This window comes from Duganella sp. Root336D2, assembly GCF_001425005.1.
GTDB lineage: Bacteria > Pseudomonadota > Gammaproteobacteria > Burkholderiales > Burkholderiaceae_D > Rugamonas.
Genome location: NZ_LMDB01000022.1, coordinates 113,103 through 132,742, shown reverse-complemented (window position 1 = coordinate 132,742; position 19,640 = coordinate 113,103). Strand labels below are relative to the sequence as shown.

Annotated in this window: 20 protein-coding genes; 12 read left to right on the top strand and 8 right to left on the bottom strand. The window is 63.9% G+C overall.

Annotated features, from left to right (window positions below; genetic code table 11):
* Positions 1-146 precede the first annotated feature (146 nt).
* Positions 147-1,070: a methyltransferase domain-containing protein gene (locus ASD07_RS16405; protein WP_055932529.1), complete on the bottom strand. Its 924-nt coding sequence runs from the start codon at positions 1,068-1,070 to the stop codon at positions 147-149.
* Between the two features lie 60 nt (positions 1,071-1,130).
* On the opposite strand from ASD07_RS16405, the gene ASD07_RS16400 reads away from it, so the two are divergent.
* Positions 1,131-1,868, top strand: a complete 738-nt coding sequence (locus ASD07_RS16400; RefSeq protein WP_055932526.1) for a ComF family protein — start codon at positions 1,131-1,133, stop codon at positions 1,866-1,868.
* A gap of 9 nt (positions 1,869-1,877) precedes the next feature.
* Positions 1,878-2,348, top strand: coding sequence for a tRNA (uridine(34)/cytosine(34)/5-carboxymethylaminomethyluridine(34)-2'-O)-methyltransferase TrmL (trmL, locus tag ASD07_RS16395; RefSeq protein ID WP_055932523.1), 471 nt, complete (start codon positions 1,878-1,880; stop codon positions 2,346-2,348).
* A gap of 13 nt (positions 2,349-2,361) precedes the next feature.
* Here the strand turns inward: trmL and ASD07_RS16390 are convergent, their stop codons facing one another.
* Positions 2,362-3,099 (bottom strand): hypothetical protein, encoded by a 738-nt coding sequence (locus ASD07_RS16390; protein WP_162246568.1) that lies wholly within the window; start codon positions 3,097-3,099, stop codon positions 2,362-2,364.
* 130 nt (positions 3,100-3,229) lie between these two features.
* On the opposite strand from ASD07_RS16390, the gene ASD07_RS16385 reads away from it, so the two are divergent.
* Positions 3,230-3,688, top strand: a complete 459-nt coding sequence (locus tag ASD07_RS16385) for a DUF421 domain-containing protein (RefSeq protein ID WP_055932517.1) — start codon at positions 3,230-3,232, stop codon at positions 3,686-3,688.
* A gap of 24 nt (positions 3,689-3,712) precedes the next feature.
* Here ASD07_RS16385 and ASD07_RS16380 read toward each other — a convergent pair whose 3' ends face one another.
* From ASD07_RS16380 to ASD07_RS16370, 3 genes are read right to left on the bottom strand one after another with little or no spacing between them, the layout of a single operon-like run.
* Positions 3,713-3,967 carry a hypothetical protein gene (locus ASD07_RS16380; protein ID WP_055932513.1) on the bottom strand — a complete coding sequence of 85 codons (255 nt, stop codon included), beginning with the start codon at positions 3,965-3,967 and terminating at the stop codon, positions 3,713-3,715.
* A 9-nt stretch (positions 3,968-3,976) separates the two neighbouring features.
* On the bottom strand, positions 3,977-4,459 hold the full coding sequence (locus tag ASD07_RS16375) for an adenylyltransferase/cytidyltransferase family protein (RefSeq protein WP_055932511.1): 483 nt from the start codon (positions 4,457-4,459) through the stop codon (positions 3,977-3,979).
* A complete protein-coding gene (locus ASD07_RS16370) occupies positions 4,456-5,652 on the bottom strand; it encodes a PilT/PilU family type 4a pilus ATPase (protein WP_055932508.1) in 1,197 nt (398 codons plus the stop codon). Before ASD07_RS16370 ends, ASD07_RS16375 begins: the two co-directional genes overlap by 4 nt.
* Before the next feature lie 97 nt (positions 5,653-5,749).
* On the opposite strand from ASD07_RS16370, the gene ASD07_RS16365 reads away from it, so the two are divergent.
* From ASD07_RS16365 to ASD07_RS16350, 4 genes are all read left to right on the top strand, one after another.
* On the top strand, positions 5,750-6,688 hold the full coding sequence (locus ASD07_RS16365) for a hydrogen peroxide-inducible genes activator (RefSeq protein WP_055932505.1): 939 nt from the start codon (positions 5,750-5,752) through the stop codon (positions 6,686-6,688).
* Between the two features lie 30 nt (positions 6,689-6,718).
* On the top strand, positions 6,719-7,573 hold the full coding sequence (ubiA, locus tag ASD07_RS16360) for a 4-hydroxybenzoate octaprenyltransferase (protein WP_055933501.1): 855 nt from the start codon (positions 6,719-6,721) through the stop codon (positions 7,571-7,573).
* 48 nt (positions 7,574-7,621) lie between these two features.
* On the top strand, positions 7,622-8,002 hold the full coding sequence (locus ASD07_RS16355; RefSeq protein ID WP_055932502.1) for a YqjD family protein: 381 nt from the start codon (positions 7,622-7,624) through the stop codon (positions 8,000-8,002).
* A gap of 76 nt (positions 8,003-8,078) precedes the next feature.
* Entirely contained in the window at positions 8,079-8,828 is a 750-nt protein-coding gene (locus tag ASD07_RS16350; RefSeq protein ID WP_200953812.1) for an ABC transporter substrate-binding protein, read from the top strand.
* On the opposite strand, the gene ASD07_RS16345 is transcribed toward ASD07_RS16350, so the two are convergent.
* Complete coding sequence (locus ASD07_RS16345; RefSeq protein ID WP_055932496.1) at positions 8,801-9,805, bottom strand: GlxA family transcriptional regulator; 1,005 nt, start codon at positions 9,803-9,805, stop codon at positions 8,801-8,803. The two genes, ASD07_RS16350 and ASD07_RS16345, sit on opposite strands and share 28 nt — an antisense overlap.
* Before the next feature lie 111 nt (positions 9,806-9,916).
* Between ASD07_RS16345 and ASD07_RS16340 the strand changes: the two genes are divergently transcribed.
* The 4 genes from ASD07_RS16340 to ASD07_RS16325 are packed head-to-tail and all read left to right on the top strand — an operon-like array spanning position 9,917 to position 16,978.
* Positions 9,917-11,164, top strand: coding sequence for a parallel beta-helix domain-containing protein (locus tag ASD07_RS16340; RefSeq protein ID WP_055932493.1), 1,248 nt, complete (start codon positions 9,917-9,919; stop codon positions 11,162-11,164).
* Positions 11,164-12,294 (top strand): SO2930 family diheme c-type cytochrome, encoded by a 1,131-nt coding sequence (locus ASD07_RS16335; protein ID WP_229207177.1) that lies wholly within the window; start codon positions 11,164-11,166, stop codon positions 12,292-12,294. Before ASD07_RS16340 ends, ASD07_RS16335 begins: the two co-directional genes overlap by 1 nt.
* Before the next feature lie 13 nt (positions 12,295-12,307).
* Entirely contained in the window at positions 12,308-14,701 is a 2,394-nt protein-coding gene (locus ASD07_RS16330) for a TonB-dependent receptor (RefSeq protein WP_055932490.1), read from the top strand.
* 45 nt (positions 14,702-14,746) lie between these two features.
* Positions 14,747-16,978, top strand: coding sequence for an ATP-binding protein (locus ASD07_RS16325; RefSeq protein WP_055932487.1), 2,232 nt, complete (start codon positions 14,747-14,749; stop codon positions 16,976-16,978).
* Positions 16,979-16,986: 8 nt separating this feature from the next.
* Here the strand turns inward: ASD07_RS16325 and proC are convergent, their stop codons facing one another.
* Positions 16,987-17,823 carry a pyrroline-5-carboxylate reductase gene (gene proC, locus ASD07_RS16320; RefSeq protein ID WP_055932484.1) on the bottom strand — a complete coding sequence of 279 codons (837 nt, stop codon included), beginning with the start codon at positions 17,821-17,823 and terminating at the stop codon, positions 16,987-16,989.
* A gap of 6 nt (positions 17,824-17,829) precedes the next feature.
* Positions 17,830-18,537 (bottom strand): YggS family pyridoxal phosphate-dependent enzyme, encoded by a 708-nt coding sequence (locus ASD07_RS16315; RefSeq protein WP_055932482.1) that lies wholly within the window; start codon positions 18,535-18,537, stop codon positions 17,830-17,832.
* Between the two features lie 57 nt (positions 18,538-18,594).
* Here ASD07_RS16315 and ASD07_RS16310 point away from each other — a divergent pair, with 57 nt between their 5' ends.
* Positions 18,595-19,638: a type IV pilus twitching motility protein PilT gene (locus tag ASD07_RS16310; RefSeq protein WP_055932479.1), complete on the top strand. Its 1,044-nt coding sequence runs from the start codon at positions 18,595-18,597 to the stop codon at positions 19,636-19,638.
* The last annotated feature ends 2 nt before the right edge of the window (positions 19,639-19,640 follow it).

Sequence of the window (19,640 nt, the reverse complement as noted above, 5' to 3'; positions counted from 1 at the left end):
TTTGCCTGGCTTGGACCGCCTTGTTGCGTTCGGCTGGGCGAAGTGATGGCAAAATTAGCTAATGATTATACTCAGTGAACATGTCCTGCATCAAGGGCAGCACACCCCTGGCTGTGGTATACGCAAGTTACCCTGCCCCGCCCTGCCTATTTTTTAGGCTTCCTTGGCAGGTCGAAACGGATGATCGCTTCGCCGCTGCTGGTGAGCTTCGGCGCCGGGCGGAAGGCATGGCCGTAGATCACTTCGAACGTCAGCGCCAGCTTGCCGTCCGCGCGGCGCTGCTTTTCCAGGCCCTGCAGCATGTGCTGGTATGCCTGTTTTCCGAGCAGCCCCTTGCGGCGCGTCTGCAGCGGATTGCCGCCTAGCGCGCGGGCATCGGCCAGCAGCTTGTCGGCGCTGTCGTAAGTCACCGTGATCTTTTCCATGTCCATGACCGGCTCGGCAAAGCCGGCTTCCACCAGCTGGTCGCCGAAATCGTGCATGTCGACGAAGGGCAGCGTGTGCGGCGCCAGGTCGACCTCGGCGAAGGCGCTGCGCAGTTCCTGCAGCGTGTCCGGGCCGAAGCAGGAAAACATCAGCAGGCCGCCGACCTTCAGCACCCGATGCCATTCTGCAAACACGCGGTCCGGCTGCGGGTGCCAGTGCAGCGCAAGGTTAGACCAGACCAGGTCCACATTGTTCCGTGCCAGCGGCAGGTCGGCCATATCGGCGCACAGGTAGTCAATGCCGGATTTTGCTGGTAGCAATTTGCCAATCAACTGGCTCAGGCCCGACTTGCCGGCCTGGCCGCGGGCGGCGGCGATCATGGCCGCGGAAGTATCGACCCCCAGGATCTGGGCCGCCGGATAGCTTTTTTGCAGGGCCGCCAAGTCCGGGCCGGTGCCGCAGCCGGCATCGACCACGCGCAGCGGGTTCACTTTGACCAGTTGCAGGCGCTCGTGCATGCGGCTGGCGATCTCGCGCCGCAGGAAATCGGATTCCGCCACGCGGGCCGGGTCGGCAAACAAGGCGCGGACGCGATCCAGGTCAATCGGAGCGCTTAATTTCGGCGGTTTTGCTGGGACTTGCATATTTAATACGGTTCTTTAATGGGATAATCCGGGCAGTTTACTCGCTCGCGGGGATTTGCGATGGCTGCAGCAATTGCCAATGGCCTGCTGGCCGCCCTGTTGCCCTGTAATTGCGTGCTGTGCGGCGCCAGCGGCCCGGCCCTGCTCTGCCCCGGCTGCCACCGGCAATTCTTCGCCGCTGCCGTGCCGCGCTGCCCGATCTGCGCCAATCCGCTGCCGCCCGCGCCCCAGGCAACGCAAGCCGTACCCTGCGGCCGCTGCCAGGCCGAGCACCCCGCTTTTGACGCCACCGTGGTGGCCGCCGACTACGCCCTTCCGGTCGACCGCCTCGTGCTTCAGTTAAAATTCGCCCGCCAGCTTGCGCTGGCGCGCCTGTTTGCCGGCTTGCTGGCGGATGCGGTGCAGCGCGCCGACGCCGGCCTTCAGCCGCGCCCGGCCCTGCTCTGCCCCGTGCCGCTTGGCCTGCAGCGGCTGTCGGAGCGCGGCTTCAACCAGGCGCTGGAAATCGCCCGCCCGCTTGGCAAGACGCTCGGCATTGCCGTACATGGCAAACTCGCGGTACGCGTGCGCGACACGCAGGCCCAAAGCAGCACGCCGCACGGCGCGCGCCATGCCAACATCGCGCATGCCTTCGCGATCCCCGAGCGGGCGCTGGTGGAAGGCCGGCATATCGGCGTGGTGGATGATGTCATGAGCAGCGGCCAGACGCTGCAGGAATTGGCCGCAACGCTGAAGCGCTACGGCGCCGCGCGCGTAACGAACTATGTGTTCGCCCGCACGCCCCCGAACCCGAATTAGGAGAAGAACTTGTTTCATGTAGTGCTGGTCAACCCGGAAATCCCGCCCAATACGGGCAACGTGATCCGCCTGTGCGCCAACACCGGCGCGCAGCTGCACCTGATCGAGCCGCTCGGCTTTCCGCTCGACGACGCCAGGATGCGCCGCGCCGGGCTCGATTACCACGAATATGCGCAAATGAAGGTGCACCAGGACTGGGCTGCCTTCCTGGCCGCCGTGCAGCCGGACCCCAGCCGCATGTTCGCCATGACCACCCACGGCTCGCGCCCGTTCGCCGAACTGGCCTTCCAGCCCGGCGACGTGTTCGTGTTCGGCAGCGAGACCCGTGGCCTGGCGCCCGAGTTCCGCGAATCGTTCCCGGCCGAACAGCGCATCCGCCTGCCGATGATGCCGGGTAACCGCAGCCTCAATCTCTCCAACACCGTGGCGGTGGTGGTGTTCGAAGCCTGGCGCCAGCACGGCTACGCCGGCGGCGCCTGAGCGCCAGTCGGCGTTACGGCTTGTAGGCCGCTACGATTTTCTTCAATTCCGGCGCGGCAGCCTCGAACACTTGCTTTGCGCGCGGAACGAAGGCCTGGGACACCTTGCCGAATGCCTGCTTCACGGATTTATTCAGTTCCTCGCCCACTTTATCCACCTTGGCGGCCTGGTCCTTTGGCAACAGCTTGAACTCCAGCTCCATCGTCGCCTTGCGGATAGTGATGCCGGTTGCCAGCGCATTCAAGCGATTCTGGTCCGCGCCCGGCGGGAGCGCGTGAGGTGGCTTCGCACTTAACTCGATCATGGCTTCGCACAGCGCGCCGTCCATCATCGTGTCCCAATAAAGGCGCCCACCCTTTTGCTGCAGGAAGGCCTGGAACTCTACGCGCTGGGCCGGCGTCCAGCTGCTGACCATGGTATGCAGCAACGGCTGCAGACCGGCGTCAAGCAGCGGCCCGTTGCTCAGCTCATCATCCTGGAATGCCATTTCCAGCAGGTCGTGTGCCTGGCGATAGTTCTCATTGCCTGGTGCCCATGCCTGGCCCAGCTTTTCGGATTCACGCGCGCCATCGAGGACCAGATCCGGCAGGACGCGGCGCCAATGGTTGTTTGAAATGGTGAGCGCCTCATCGAGGCATTTCAGGGGCGCATTCTTCAGCAGCTTTTCAGTCATGTCGCCCACTTCGTCGGCATGCGCCAAGGCCGGCAGCAGGCTGCCGCACAGACTCAAAAGAATAATCGCTTGTTTCATAAAATATTTCTGAAAATCAATATTATATATCTTGCAATTCCAGCAGGCCACGGCCAGCAGGCGTTGACGGGCGGAAGCGTGTGGCCGGGCACAGTCGAATCGACGTATAAGCAAACGGAAGGAGGCTGTCATGTTCGAGCTCGACCTGCCGTGGTGGGAATATGTCGTGCGCGGCGTCGCCATCTACGGCGCGCTGCTGGTGATGATGCGCCTCAGCGGCAAGCGCACCATCGGCCAGTTTACGCCATTCGACCTGCTGGTCGTGATGCTGCTCAGCGAATCGGTGTCGCCCGGCCTGACCGGCGGCGATGACTCGGTCGCAGGCGGCCTGGTCGTGGTGGTGACCCTGGTGGCGCTGAATGTGGCGATCGCCTTCATTACCGCCCGCAGCAGGAAAGCCGCCGACCTGGTGGAAGGCAGCGCCGTGCTGCTCGGGCGCGACGGCAAAATATTCAAGGAGGCGCTGCGCCGCAACCACGTCGCAGAAGGCGACCTGGAGCAGTCACTGCGCGAAGCGGACTGCCCTCAGGAAAAAATGAAATACGCTTTCCTTGAAGCGGATGGCAAGATCACGATCCTGCAGCACTGAGGCGCCCTTGCTGCCCCGCGCAACTCAGAGGAAGCCGATGTGCTTGCGCTCCAGCCCCGACATCACCAGCTTGATGTAGCGGTTGGGGATGTACAGTTCCACCTCCACCATCGCCCCCTCGGTATTGCGCGCTTCGGCGACCAGGTGGAAGAAGCTGCGGTCGGGACTGGCCTCCTTGCAGGGCAGGAATTTGCCGGCGGGGCCGTCAGTCAGGTAATCCTTCAGCGTGTTGCCCAATTCGGCCACGCCTTCGTCGGTCAGCAGCACACCAAAAGCCATGACGGCCTCCTATTGTCCAAACATGCGCACTTTAGCCAGCAGCTTGGTGGTCGAGCGATCGTGCTCGAAATCGATGGCCACCGCCTTGCCGCCGTAAGCCAGCACCGCCTGCCCTTCCGGGATCGCGGTCATATCGTAATCGCCGCCCTTGGCGTAGACCTCGGGCCTGGCCTGCAGCACCGCTTCCAGCGCGGTGTCTTCGTCAAACGGCACCACCAGGCTGACCGACTCCAGCGCCGCCAGCAGCGCCATGCGGTCATCGCAGTTGTTCAAAGGGCGGTCGTCGCCCTTGCCCAGGCGCTTGACCGAGGCATCGGTATTGGCCGCCACCACCAGCGAGGCGCCCAGCGCGCGCGCCTGCGCCAGGTAGGTCACGTGGCCGCGGTGCAGGATGTCGAACACGCCGTTGGTCATCACCACCGGCTTGGGCAACGCCGCCACCCGCGCGGCCAGTTCGTCGCGCGAGCACATCTTCTGTTCAAAATCGATCATTCGCCTTCTTCTTCCTCGTCGTCATCCAACTGCATGCTCAAGCCGCCCGACGACTTCGGCGCCGCGGCCGCTGGCGCGGCGGCGTCCGGTGGCGGACGGCTGCTGTTCAGCTTGATCTGCAGGCGCAGGCCGTTGGTCGAGTCGGCGTTGCGCAGCGCCTCTTCGTAGGCGATGTAGCCCTTATTATAGAGTTCGAACAGGGCCTGGTCGAAGGTGCACATGCCCAGTTCGCGCGACTTGGCCATGATTTCCTTGATCGAGTGGAAGTTGCCCTTGAAGATCATCTCCGAGATGGTCGGCGTGTTCAGCAGGATCTCGATGGCGGCTTTGCGGCCCTTACCGTCTTCGGTGCGGATCAGGCGCTGCGAAACGATGGCGCGCAGGTTGGACGATAAATCCATCAGCAGCTGGTTGCGGCGCTCTTCCGGGAAGAAGTTGATGATGCGGTCCATGGTCTGGTTCGCATTATTCGCGTGCAGGGTGCCCAGGCACAGGTGGCCGGTCTCGGCAAAGGCGATCGCGTGCTCCATGGTCTCGGTGTCGCGGATCTCGCCGATCAGGATCACGTCCGGCGCCTGGCGCAGGGTGTTTTTCAGCGCATGGTGCCAGGACAGGGTATCCACGCCCACTTCGCGGTGGGTGATCAGGCAGTTCTTGTTCTTGTGCACATATTCGACCGGATCTTCCACCGTGATGATGTGGCCGGCGGAATTCTGGTTGCGGTAGTCGATCATGGCCGCCAGCGAAGTCGATTTACCGGAACCGGTACCCCCGACCACCAGCACCAGCCCGCGCTTGGTCATCACGACCTCTTTCAGGATTTCCGGCAAGTCCAGCTTCTCGAAATTCGGGATTTCGGAAGCGATGGTACGGCACACCATGCCCACCGCCTGCTGCTGCACGAAGACATTGATGCGGAAACGGCAGACATTGGGCAGCGAAATCGCGAAATTGCACTCCAGTTCGGTTTCGAACTCGCGCCGCTGCTTCTCGTTCATGATGGCGTAGGCCAGGGCCCGGGTCACGTCCGGCGTGAGCCGCTGCTGGCTCAGGGCGCGCATCGCGCCCTGCGACTTGATACTGGGCGGGAAATCCGCCGAAATGAACAGGTCGGAGCCGCCGACCTGGTGCATGGCCGTCAGCAGTTTATAAATATACGACTGGGCTTCTTCGTGGCCGAGTGTGGATGACATATTTGCCTCGTTATGGGGTTTTGCAGATCATTATAGCCAGTGCCGTCACCCATTCATGGCATTGCAACAAGGCATTCAACTGTGTTCAAATGGGTTCATGACACTGACCGAGCTCAAATATATCGTAGCAGTTGCCAGAGCGAAACACTTCGGCCATGCCGCCGAGGCCTGTTTTGTTGCTCAACCTACCCTTTCTGTCGCAATCAAGAAACTGGAAGACGAACTCGGCGTCGTCCTGTTCGAGCGCGGCGGGGCGGAAATCTCCGTTACCCCGCTGGGCGCCCAGATCGTGGCCCAGGCCGAACGGGTGCTGGAGCAGACGGCAGCGATCAAGGAATTGGCAAAGCAGAACAAGGACCCGCTGGCCGGCCCGCTGCGGCTGGGCGTGATTTACACCATCGGGCCCTACCTGCTGCCGCCTTTGGTCAAGCGGATGATTGAAACCACGCCGCAGATGCCGCTGATCCTGCAGGAGAATTTCACTGTCAAGCTGCTGGAAATGCTGCGCCAGGGCGAGCTCGATGCCGCCATCATGGCGTTGCCGCTGCCGGAGCACGGCATGTCGGTGCAGCCGCTGTATGACGAGCCTTTCGTGGTGGCGATGCCCAAAAACCATCCCTGGGCCGCGCGCAGCGAGATTCCGGCCGAGCACCTCAAGAGCGAAACCATGCTTTTGCTGGGCAATGGCCACTGCTTCCGCGACCAGGTGCTGGAAGTGTGCCCGGAAATGGCGCGCTTTTCCTCGCCCGGCAACGGCATGCAGCGCACTTTCGAGGGCTCCTCGCTGGAGACCATCCGCCACATGGTGGCCAGCGGCATCGGCCTGACCGTGCTGCCGCGCGCCTCGGTGCCGGACATGGAAGGGCGCGACGGCATGCTGGCATTCCGCTACTTCGACAACCCCGAGCCGAACCGGCGCGTGGTCATGGTCTGGCGCAAGAGTTTCACGCGCAAGGCAGCCATCGATGCGATCGTTGCCGCAGTAGCCGACTGCCAGCTGCCCGGCGTCCACATGCTGAACGGGCACGAAGAGTAAAATGCCGGGATGCATGCGACTACCCCACCCCTGAGCAAACTCGAACTCTATTTCCGCCTGGTCCGGCTCGACAAGCCGATTGGCACCGTGCTGCTGCTGTGGCCAACCCTGGCTGCGCTGTGGCTGGCCTGCGCCGGCGTACCCGATTGGAAGCTGCTGCTGATCTTCTCGCTCGGGACTTTCCTGATGCGCTCGGCCGGCTGCGCCGTCAACGATTACGCCGACCAGGATTTCGACAAGCACGTCAAGCGCACCGCCGAACGCCCGATCACCAGCGGCCGCGTCAGCGGCAAGGAAGCGCTGCTGATCGCTGCCGGCCTGGCGCTGGCAGCCTTCCTGCTGATCCAGCCGCTGAATGCCCTGGTCAAGCAATTGAGCGTGGCGGCCCTGGTCATTGCCGCCACCTACCCTTACTTCAAGCGCTTTTTCGCCATCCCGCAAGCCTACCTCGGCATTGCCTTCGGTTTCGGCATGCCGATGGCCTTCGCCGCCGTGCAAAACACGGTGCCGCCGGTGGCCTGGCTGCTGCTGCTGGGCAATGTGTTCTGGGCCGTGGCCTACGATACCGAATACGCCATGGTCGACCGCGACGACGACCTGAAAATCGGCATCAAGACCTCCGCCATTACCTTTGGCCGCTTCGACGTGGCCGCCATCATGTTCTGCTATGGCGTTCACCTGGCCATCCTGCTGGTGGTCGGCCGGCAGTTCGGCCTCGGCCTGCCCTTCCTGCTGGGCATGGCAGTGGCAGCCGGCTGCGCGATTTACCACTACTTCCTGATCCGCGGGCGCGAGCGTGCGCCCTGCTTTGCCGCCTTCCGCCACAATAACTACCTGGGCGCTGCTGTCTTCGCAGGCATTGCGCTCGACTATGCGTTGCGCTGACCTATACTGGAATTTAATCCGAGTGCTGTTCACTGAGACGAGGCGATCATGGACCAGACACCACAAAGTACCACGGCAAAACCAAACGGCGGCGGCGTTGCCAACGGCAAGAGCCATAGCCACAACGAAAGCACGGAAGCCCGTGAAAGGCTGATGGGCGACCTGAAACAGGCGGTGCAGGATGCGGAAACCTGGCTGCGCAATGCAGCCTCGGCCAATTCCGAAGACCTTGGCATGGTCAAGGCCAAGTTTGAGGACACGCTGCGTACCGCCAAGCGCGACTTGCTGAAGCTGGAAGACAGCATGATCGCGCGCGGCAAGATGGCGGCCCAGGCTACCGACCACTATGTGCACGACAACCCGTGGAAGGCGGTGGCTACCGGCGCCGCCATCGGCGTGATTGTCGGCCTGCTGGTCGCGCGCCGCTAGCGCCGGATTGCAGAGCAGTTGGCGCGGCATGCGCGTGCAGACATGCACGTGCATCGCCGCCGTTCTGAGGTAGACCATGCCCCGGACCATGCACATTGGACCTGCCGTCGCGCTGGCGCTTTGGATGCAGGCCGCCCTGGCCACCGAAGTGAGCATGGCTTTTGGCGAAAAGATCCCGCCGTTCTGCTTCCCCGAAACCGATTCCGGCATCGAACTCGACGTGATGCGCGAAGCGCTGGCGTTGCGCGGCCACGTGCTCAAGCCGCGCTATTACTCCTTCGCGCGGATTCCCATCGCATTCAAGGCCGGCGAGGTGGATGCCGCCATGACCGACCTGGGCGAAGACATGACAGCCTGGGGCGCCTTCTACGGCAACCCGGCCGTTCTCTACGACAATGTTTTCATCACGCTCAAGGAACGCCACCTGGCGATCAGCCGTCCGGAAGACTTGCAGGGGCTGACCGTGATTTCCTTCGCCGGTGCCGCCAGGCGCTACCCGGACTGGCTGGACGCCGTCCGCAAGGCCGGCCACTACTATGAGCAGAACGACCAGGCGCTGCAGGTACTGACCCTGGACCGTGGCCGCTATGACGTGGTGCTCAGCGACCGCAACATCTTCAGGTACTTCACCCTGCAACTCAAACTGAACAAATCCTTCAAGCCCAAGCCGGTGACCGAGCATGCCTTCGCCAGGCTGAACCCGATGGATTACCGTCCCGTGTTCCGCGACAGCGGCATCCGCGACGACTTCAACGCCGGCCTGAAATACCTGAAGGATAGCGGCCGCTTCCAGGCCATCTATTCCAAATACCTGGCCGGCGAGTGAGCGGCGCCGCTGCGGAATGCGGCCGGCGACACGCCGAACAGCTGGCTGAAGGTGCGGCGCAGCATGGCCTCGCTGCGAAAGCCCGATTGCAGCGCCACCTGCAGCATCGACAGGCCGGGACGGGCCAGCAATTCCTTTGCATATTCGCCGCGGCAGCGCGCGATATAGATATGCGGCGGCATGCCCACGGCATGCTGGAAGCGGCGCGAAAAATTGCGCACGCTCATGGCCGTGCGCTGCGCCGCCCCTTCCACCGTCAATTCCTGCTTGAAGCAGCGCTCGATGTACTCCTGCGCCTGGCGGATGCGCTGGTCGCGATGCTGTTTCAGTCCCGCGTTACGGATTGCCAGGCGTCCGGCGCTGGGCTGGCTGGCCGGATTGGTGTAGCGGGAAAGTTTGTGCGCTACCGCGTCGCCGTGGAAGTGGCCGACCAGGTAGCTGCAGGCATCGAGGCAGGGATTGACCGAGCCGGCGCTGATGATGCTGCCGTCGATCACCAGCGGCACGTCGGGGCTGAAGCGCACTTCCGGATAGTGCAGGGCAAAGACGCGCTGGTCCGACAGGTTGCCGGTCACTTCGCGGCCATTGAGCAGGCCAGTCTCGGCCAGGATGCGCACGCCACCGGCCATCCCCACCAGCATGGCGCCCGCGGCATGGGCTTGCAGCAGCCATTCCTGCAGCGCCGGTGCAATCGGCTGGCGCGCGGCCAGCGGCAGGTAGTATGGCGGGACGATCACGGCATCGGGCGCCGGCAGCTCGGCCAGCATCGCCTCCGGTTGCAGACGCGGACCGGTGAAGGAGCGCACCGGCGCCCCATCGATTGCGGCCAGGCGCACGCGGAACAGCTCGGCAGCCTGCAAATCCGCATTGCGCGCATGCAGCGTGCCGGCAATGGCAAACGCCTCCCGTGCCAGCAGGGCAAGGCCTCCCCAGCAATCGTCCCCCACATAGATGGCGATGGTAACCGGCGCTCTCATCCTGGCCGATACTAACAGCAGAATTGGCCGATCTTGCACATAACATTTCAATAATGGACAGATATACTGGCTTCGCTGCTGCATCCCTACAACAATAAACGGGAGACATGTATGTACAAAGCCATCGGCGCACTGGCGCTGTGCGCCCTGCTATCGGCCTGCTACAAGACTACGCCTTCACTGCCGGCGCCGGCTTCGGCTGCCGACCTGGCGTTCCAGAAACAACTCCAGGAACAACTGCTCGACGCCAAGCCCGGCTCGGTAATCGAGATCCCGGCCGGCAAATACAAGTTCACCAGCGGGCTGCAGCTGCGCGCCGACGGCGTGACCATACGCGGGGCCGGGATGGACCAGACCATCCTGTCTTTCAAACCGCAGGTAACGGGGCCGGAAGGCTTGCTCGTCTACGGCAACAACTTCACCATCGAAGGCCTGACCATCGAAGACTCCAAGGGCGATGGGCTGAAGATCAATGATGGCGACCACATTACGATCCGCAGCGTGAAGGTACAGTGGACCGGCGGCTCCAAAGTCAGCAACGGCGCTTACGGCATCTACCCGGTCAAGACCAAGAATGTGCTGATCGAACACTGCGTGGCCATCGCGGCCTCCGATGCGGGCATCTACGTCGGCCAGTCGCAGAACGTGGTGGTGCGCAATTCGCGCGCCGAGGCCAATGTGGCCGGCATCGAAATCGAGAACACCATCAACGCCGATGTGTACGACAACGTCGCTACCGGCAATACCGGCGGCATCCTGGTGTTCAACATGCCCAACCTGCAGCAGCCGGGCCACAGCACGCGAGTGTTCAGGAACAAGGTCGACGAGAACAACCTGGGCAACTTCGCCGCCAAAGGCACGGCGGTAGCCAGCGTGCCGGCCGGTTCGGGCGTGGTGATCAACTCGAACTCGAAGGTGGAAATCTTCGACAACGACATCGCCAATAACCAGACCGCCAACGTCATCATCTCCAGCTACCACTCGACCGGCTACTTCACCGAGAAGGGCGTGGCCAAGGATTACGATCCGTATCCAAAGGCGATCTACGTCTACGGCAACCGCTTCAAGGGCGGCGGCGATGCGCCCGATGGGCTGGACCTGAAAGCGCTGAAGGTGGCGCTGTACGGCCTGTCCGGCCACCTGCCCGACGTGCTGTGGGACGGCTATTCCGACAATGCGCTGGCCAGGAATGGCGTGATGCCGGCCGAAACGCGCATCTGCGTGCAGGACGGCGCCGAAGTACTGAACGCCGATGGCCCCAACAAGTACAAGAACCCGAAAGCCGATTCGGCCCCGCACCGCTGCCAGCTTGCCAAGCTGCCGCCGGTCAGCATCCCTCAACTCAGCTCGCAGTCCTGATGAAGCTTGCCGTCCCCGCTTTCCGCCCGCTGCGGGCGGCCGGCATGGCGGCGTGCGCACTCGCTCTCGCATCCTGCGCACGCAGCCCTGCCCCGCCCGCCGAACCCGTGAACTTCATCGCCGAAGGGCGGCCGGAGAAACTCAGTGCATGGCGCCTGATGGCCGCCAGCGAGGGCCGCCTGGTGCTGAACAAGGAAGTGCTGCCCTATACCCTGAACACGCCGCTGTTCAGCGACTATGCCCATAAGCTGCGCACGGTGTGGATGCCGAAGGGCGTGTCGGCTGCATACAAGCCCGATACCGCCTTCGATTTCCCGACCGGGACCATCATCAGCAAGACCTTCTACTACCCGCGCGACGGCGGCAGCCAGGCCGTCCTGGCCACCGACGACAGCGGCACCGGCACGGCGCTCGACCTGTCCAGGGTAAGGCTGATGGAGACGCGCCTGCTGGTGCGGCGCGAAACGGGCTGGATCGCCCTGCCCTATGTCTGGAACGAAGCGCAGACCGAGGCCGAACTGAAACGCACCGGCGACCAGCTGCCGATGGAACTGGTGTCGGCCCAGGGCCGCCAGAAGTTCACCTATGTGGTGCCGAATGTCAACCAGTGCGCCTCCTGCCATGTGGCGGACCTGAAGAGCAAGAAGTTCGAGCCGCTCGGCCTGAAGGCGCGCCACATCAACCTGAACGGGCAGCTGGAGAAGATGGCGCAGGCCGGCTACCTGTCCGGCCTGCCGGCCGCCGCCGAGCTGCCGCACAACGTCGACTGGCGCGACAGGAATGCCCCGATCGAGGCCCGCGCCCGCGCCTACCTCGACATCAACTGCGCCCACTGCCATAACCACAAGGGCACGGCCAACACGACCGCCCTGCACCTGGAAATCGGTGCGCCGGCCAACCAGCACCTGGGCCTGTGCAAGCCGCCCGTGGCGGCCGGCGCCGGCACCGGCGGCCACGCCTTCGGCATCAATCCCGGCAAGCCCGATGATTCGATCTTCGTATTCCGCCTGAAGTCGACCGCAACGGGCGTGATGATGCCGGAACTGGGACGCACCACTTCGCACCGCGAAGGGGTGGAACTGATACGCGAATGGATCGCATCGATGAAGGAAAGCTGCAACCAACAATAACGGGGGAGACCACATGAAGCTGCGCAAGAAAGTCCTGTCGTCCAGCATTTCCAGCGCCCTGCTCGTCTGCAGCGGCGCCGCCGTCGCCGCCGAGCCGGTGCCGAAGGAAGAAACCCATGTCGTGGTGGTCACCGCGCAGAACCGCACGCAGCAGGCCCAGGACGTGCCGATCGCGCTGCAGATCATCGGCGCCGACCAGATCGACAAGCTGGCCGCTCCCAGCCTGGCTGAAATGAACGGCTATATTCCCGGCCTGTCGGTCAACGCCGAGCAGGCGACCCAGCCCTCGCTTTCGCTGCGCGGCATCGGCACCGGCGACTTTGGCATCGGCACCGACGCCCCGGTTGGCATGTACATCGATGGCGTCTATGCCGGCAAGACCGGCGGCGCGATCATGAACTTCAACGACGTGCAGCGCATCGAAGTACTGAAAGGCCCGCAAGGCACGCTGTTCGGGCGCAACAGCGCCGCCGGCGCCATCTCGGTCGTGACGCGGGAACCGGGCCGCGACACCGAACTGGAGGCGCGCCTGCGCTATGGCCGCTTCCACACCCGCAATGTGGAGCTGCTGGCCAATACCCCGCTTGGCGATACCACGGCGCTGCGCATCACGGCCGTGCACCATGGCACCGACGGCTGGCTGAAGGACGCAGCCACCGGCGAAAAACTGCAGCATGGCACCGACAACGGCGTGCGCGCCACCCTGCGCTGGGACGCCCCGGCGCGCGCCAAGGTGCTGCTGTCGGTGGAGGCGGAAAAGCTCGACCATATGGCGCGCCCGGCGATCGGCCTGGTGGCCGGCGTGCCCGTGGTGCCGGCCGATCCATCCGGCTACCTCGACCCGCGCACGGCCCCGGTCTACAACGACGCCATGCACAACGGCGAAACGCGCGACTTCCGCGGCAGCACGCTGCGCATCGAAGTGCCGCTGGGTTGGGCCACCTTCAATTCCACCACAGGCTACCGCCGCTTCGACTCGCGCAACCGGCAGGATAACGACGGCACCAACCTGGCCACCCATTATGTCGATACCGAAAACTCGGAACGCAACCGGAGCTGGCAGCAGGAGTTCCGCCTGTCGGGCAATACCGGCATGGCCGACTGGGTCACGGGCCTGAGCTTCTATCATGAGAAGGCGAAGCAGACCAGCCAGGTCAACACCAACACCAATACCCTCGACACCATCTTCGGCAACGTCGCCAGCTTCCCCGTTTTCAGCCTGCTGGAAGGCGCCGCGGCAGCCGTCGACATTCCGGCCGGGCTGCTGGGCAACCCCTGGCAGGAAAACATGCACGTTGAAGGGCGCTACAAGGCCACTGCAATCTACGGCGACGTGATCTGGCACCTGGCGCCGAAGCTGAACCTGACCACCGGCGTGCGCTTCACGCGCGACGACAAGCGCTTCAGCTGGTACAGCCCGCCGCGCACGGCCGCAGGCCTGGACAACAGCATCGCCAACCTGCAAAACCTCGGCTTCTTCGACGCGCTGGTCGGCATGGGCGCCCTCACGCCGGAGCAACTGATGATGGCCTTGGGCGCCATGAGCCAGAACATCGAGTTCACCAGCGCCGGCGCCACTTCGGCGCCGCTGTCCAGAAAGAACAAGTGGAACGACAGCAGCCCGCGCGCAGTGCTCGACTACAAGCTCAATGACGACATGCTGCTCTACGGCTCGATCGCCAAGGGCTACCAGGCCGGCGGCTTCAATGCGCTGCAGGTGAATGCCACCTACGAACCGGAAAAGGTCTGGAATGCCGAAGTCGGCGTGAAGAACTACTACCGCCAGTACAAGCTGCTGGTCAACGCCTCGCTCTATAAATACAAGTTCAGCAACCTGCAGTCGCTGGCCCTGGTCAACAATGGATCGGCGATCCCGACCTACCAGGTCACCAGCAGCGACCAGCAAGCGCACGGGCTGGATTTCGACATGCGCTGGCAGCCGGTACGCGACCTGCGCCTGAACATGAGCGCCGCCTACATCGACCAGACTTACAAGACCTTCACCACCAGCGACGGCATCAGGCTCGATGGCCAGCCGGTGGGCACGCCGAAATGGACCACGGCGCTCGGCGCCGACTACTGGGTGCGCGACGTGGCGGGCGGCGACCTGAACTTCACCCTGCAGCACGCCTACACCGGCGCCACGCGCTGCAACGCCGATGCGCTGCAGGGTGCCTGCCTGGCCACGCCGCGCTTTCGCGTCGGCAGCTCCACCCAGCGCACCGACTTCCGCGCCGGCTATGAAGCGGCCAGCCATCAATGGGCGCTGGCGTTGTACGCCAACAACCTGTTCGACAAACGTTACGTGACCAGTATTGGCAATATGACCACCGGTTTGCTGGGCACGCCCTATGCGATGGTCAATTCGCCGCGCCAGTTCGGCCTTGAGCTGCGCGTGAACATGTGACGAATTGTAGTAAAATCAACCTCTTAGCCAAACTTTTATGTTGCAATGTTCGTCCCCGCCAAGAGTCCTCCCGCCCAAGCCGAGCGGCCCGCGCAGTACGACGGGCCAGGGGATTTCATATCCCGGCGGCTGCATGGCCTGAACGAACAGGCTGACAGCCTGCAAATCTGGCGCAACAACCTGCTGAACGGGCTGTGCGCCGTCGCATTCTTCCTCGGCATGCTGGTTGCGGTGCCCAGCGTCGTGGGCAGCATGAAGATGAACCAGTGGCCGCTGATCGTGAGCGACATCGTCGCCCTGCTGTGCGTCGGCGCCCTGTATTTCTGCCGCTCCCCCTCTTTCCGCTTCCGGGCGCTGGCCTTCCTGGCCATCTGCTACCTGCTCGCCGTGGTGCAGCTTTTCGCCGTCGGCCCGCTGGTCCAGCCCTACCTGCTCGCCGTGCCGATACTATGCACTGTGCTGCTCGGCATCCGTCCCGCCATGGCAGCCCTGCTCTGCTGCAGCGCCACCTTGTTCGCGGTCGGCTATTTCGGCGGCATCGATCCGGGCCTGGCCAACGTCTTTGTCAGCATGCTGATGCACTGGTCGCTGGTTGCGCTGAATTTCACCCTGGTGGCGGCCGTGCTGGTGGTGTCCTGCGCCTACCTGCTGAATGGGCTGGAAGGCGCGCTGGCGCGCCAGCGCGCAGTGCAGCAGGCGCTGGAGAAGCAGGTGGCCGCCCTGCAGGCACGCGACCTGGAACTGCGCGAGTCGACCGCGGCCCGCAAGGCGGCCGAGGAATCGAACGAGCAGAAATCGGAATTCCTGGCCATGATCAGCCACGAAGTGCGTACCCCGCTGGGCGGCGTGATCGGCATGCTGCAGCTGGCGAAGAAAGACCGCACCCTGTCGGCGGAAACGCGCAACAAGCTGCGCATCGGCCTGGGCAATGCGGAAGTGCTGCTGCACATCATTAACGACATCCTCGATTTTTCGCGCCTGGAAGCGGGCAAGATGCCGTTCGAGAGCATCGACTTCGACCTGCCGGCCCTGCTGCGCGACGTGGTGGCGCTGCTGGCCGACCGCGCCGAAACCAAGGGCATCTCGCTGGTGGCGGAGATCGACCCGGCCTTGCCGCGCTGGTGGCGCGGCGACCCGCTGCGCCTGCGCCAAGTGGTGATGAACCTGGTTGGCAACGGCGTCAAGTTCACCGAACGCGGCGAAGTACGGATGACTGCCGGCATGGGACACAACGGCGGCATCGAGCTGCTGGTCAGCGATACCGGCATCGGCATCGAACCGGATGCGATTTCCCGCCTGTTCCGCAAATTCGAGCAAGCCAATGCCGCCACTTCGCGCAAATATGGCGGCGCCGGCCTCGGCCTGGCAATCTGCAAGAACATCGTCGATGCCATGGGCGGCACGATCGAGGTGCGCAGCGAACGCGGCGCCGGCAGCGTGTTCAAGGTGCAGCTGCCGCTGCCGGCCGGGCAGCCGGCAGTCGAGCGGGCACTGGAGGCGCGCACCCCGCATGCAGTGCGCCTGCAGGTCCTGTGCGCGGAAGATGGCAGCACCAACCAGATCATCCTGCGCGAGCTGCTGGGCGACATGGGGCACGCGGTAACCATCGCGGAAGATGGCGCCGCTGCACTGGCACGCCTGGCGGAACGCGACTTCGACCTGGTGATCATGGACAGCCGCATGCCGCGCATGGACGGCATCGCCGCCCTGCGCCTGCTGCGCGCCGGCGCGGCCGGCGTGCGCCAGCCCGCGATCCCGGTCATTGCGCTGACCGCGAATGCGGCAGCCGAGGAGCGCGAACGCTTCATGGAAGCGGGCGCCAACGGTTTCCTGCCCAAGCCGATCGATGAAGCAAACCTGCATGCGGAAATTGGCCGCCATGCCGGCTTGCAGCTGCATGCGCCGCGCCGGGCCGACCTCGACGCCATGTTTGGTACCGAAGGCGGCGCCATGCCGGCCGCGCCTGGCCGCGCCTTAAGCCCTGCCGCATGCGCCGCCTTCATGCAGGAAGGCCCGCGCCAGCTTGCCGCGATCCGGCAAGGCATCCAGTGCGCGGACATGGCGGCCATCAGCCTGAACGCGCACAGCCTGCAAGGCAGCGCTGGCCTGTTCGGCGCGCGCGAACTCAGCGCCCTGTGTGGCCTGGTTGAAATGCTGGCCGAAGCCGGCAAGATCGAGCGCATCCCGCCATTGGTGGCGGAGGTGGAAGTCGAACTGGCGGCCTTGCTGGCCGGCCTGGGCCGCACTGCAGCCCATGGCAGCCTGGCGCCGGCCTGAGGCGCCGCTCAGCCGGCGGCGCCGAGCTGCTCGCCCAGTTCCTTGCCGCGCGCGGCGGCAGCCTTGACGGCGCAGATGATGGACGCCTTGACGCCGCTTGACTCCATGCTGGCCAGCGCGGCATAGGTGGTGCCGCCCTTCGAGGTCACTTTTTCGCGCAGCACCGCTACCGGATCGGTCGACTGCAGCGCCAGCTGGGCGGCGCCGCTGAAGGTAGCCATCGCCAGCTCCCTGCCCTGCTCGGCGCTCAGGCCCAACTCCTGGGCCGCCTGCTGCATCGCTTCGATGAAATAGAAGACATAGGCCGGGCCGCTGCCGGAAACCGCCGTCACCGCATCGATTTTCGCCTCGTCGTCCAGCCAGACCGTGGCGCCGACGGCGCGCAGGATCTGGTCGGCCGCCGCGCGCTGCCCGGCGCTGACGCCGCAGGACGCCACCATGCCGGTCACGCCCATGCCGATCAGGGCCGGCGTGTTCGGCATGGTGCGCACGATGGACTGATAACCGCCCAGCCAGCGCGCCAGGTCGGCGGCGCGGATGCCGGCTGCAATCGACAGCACCAGCGGCGCACGGCCGGCCGCCTGCGCCGCCTGCAGCAGCGGCAGCAATTGCTGCGTCACTTCGTGCATGACCTGGGGCTTGACTGCCAGCACCAGCACTTCGGCCGCCGCCACCGGCTCGCCGGCCGCAGCGGCAACGCTCACGCCGTACTCCTGGCGCAGCTTTTCCAGCGATGCCGGGTTGGGGTCCACCACGTGGATATTTGCGCCGGGCGTCAACTTGCCGGCCAGGCCGGCGATCAGCGCAGCGGCCATATTCCCGCCGCCGATAAATGCAATTTTCATTACTTCTTACCCTTGGTTGTAGTCGCGGGCGCCGAAAATGGCGCTGCCGACGCGCACAATGGTCGCGCCTTCATGGATGGCGGCGCGCATATCGGCCGACATGCCCATCGACAGCGTGTCGAGCGCAATGCCCTCGGCCCGCAATTGATCGTAGAGTTCACGCAGCACGCGGAAGGCCGCGCGCTGCCTGTCGAAATCGTCTTCCGGCTCGGGGATGGCCATCAGGCCGCGCAAGACAAGGCGCGGCAGCGCGGCCACGGTACGGGCCAGTGCTGCGGCGTCGGCGGGCAGTACGCCACTTTTGCTGGCCTCCCCGCTGGTATTGACCTGGATGCAGACCTGCATGGGATGCAGGTGCGCGGGCCGCTGCCCGCTCAGGCGCTGCGCGATCTTTTCGCGTTCAATCGTGTGCACCCAATCGAAGTTTTCGGCTATAAGACGCGTCTTATTACTCTGGATTGGTCCTATAAAATGCCACTCCAACGGCGTGCAGCCGCGCATTTTTGCCAGTTCGTGGATCTTGTCCACCCCTTCCTGCACATAGTTTTCGCCAAAAGCACGCTGTCCCGCCAGCACCGCCTCGAAAACTGCCTGCGCCGGGAAGGTCTTGGCAACAGCCAGCAGCTGCACTTCGTTGGGAACGCGCCGCGCTTCGCGTGCGGCAACGTTAATTGCTTCAGTAACAACTTGCAAGTTGTGGGCTATTGTGGACATAATCGAATGAGACAGGGCCAAGCTTTTTTGGCTATTGAAAAAGCACAGGGATTATAAATGGACATTTCCGAACTTCTCGCATTCTCCGTCAAGAACAAGGCATCTGACTTGCACCTGTCGGCAGGCCTGCCGCCGATGATACGCGTGCACGGCGACGTGCGCCGCATCAACCTGCCGCCGCTCGAGCACAAAGACGTGCACGGCATGATCTATGACATCATGAACGACGGCCAGCGCAAGGCCTATGAAGAGATGCTGGAATGCGACTTCTCGTTCGCCATTCCGGGCCTGGCGCGTTTCCGCGTCAACGCCTACAACCAGGAGCGCGGCGCTTCGGCCGTGCTGCGTACCATTCCTTCCAAGATCCTCTCCCTGGAAGAACTGAATGCGCCGAAGATCTTCGCCGACTTCGCACTCAAGCCGCGCGGCCTGGTGCTGGTGACCGGCCCGACCGGCTCCGGCAAGTCGACCACGCTGGCAGCAATGGTCAACCACCTCAATGAAAACGAATACGGCCACATCCTGACCATCGAGGATCCGATCGAATTCGTGCACGAATCGAAAAAGTGCCTGATCAACCAGCGCGAAGTGGGGCCGCACACGCTGTCGTTCAACAACGCGCTGCGCTCGGCGCTGCGGGAAGACCCGGACGCGATCCTGGTGGGCGAATTGCGCGACCTGGAAACCATCCGCCTGGCGCTGTCGGCGGCGGAAACCGGCCACCTGGTGTTCGGCACGCTGCACACCTCCTCCGCCGCGAAAACCATCGACCGTATCATCGACGTCTTCCCGGCGGAAGAAAAGGAAATGGTTCGCGCCATGCTGTCCGAATCGCTGCAGGCCGTCATTTCGCAGACCCTGCTCAAGACCAAGGACGGTTCCGGCCGCGTCGCCGCGCACGAAATCATGATCGGCACCCCGGCCATCCGTAACCTGATCCGCGAAGCCAAGATCGCGCAGATGTATTCCTCGATCCAGACCGGCAACAGCGTCGGCATGCAGACCCTGGACCAGAACCTGACGGACCTGATCCGTCGCAACATGATCTCCCCGGCCGCAGCGCGCGCAGCGGCCAAGATCCCAGATAATTTCCCAGGCTAATC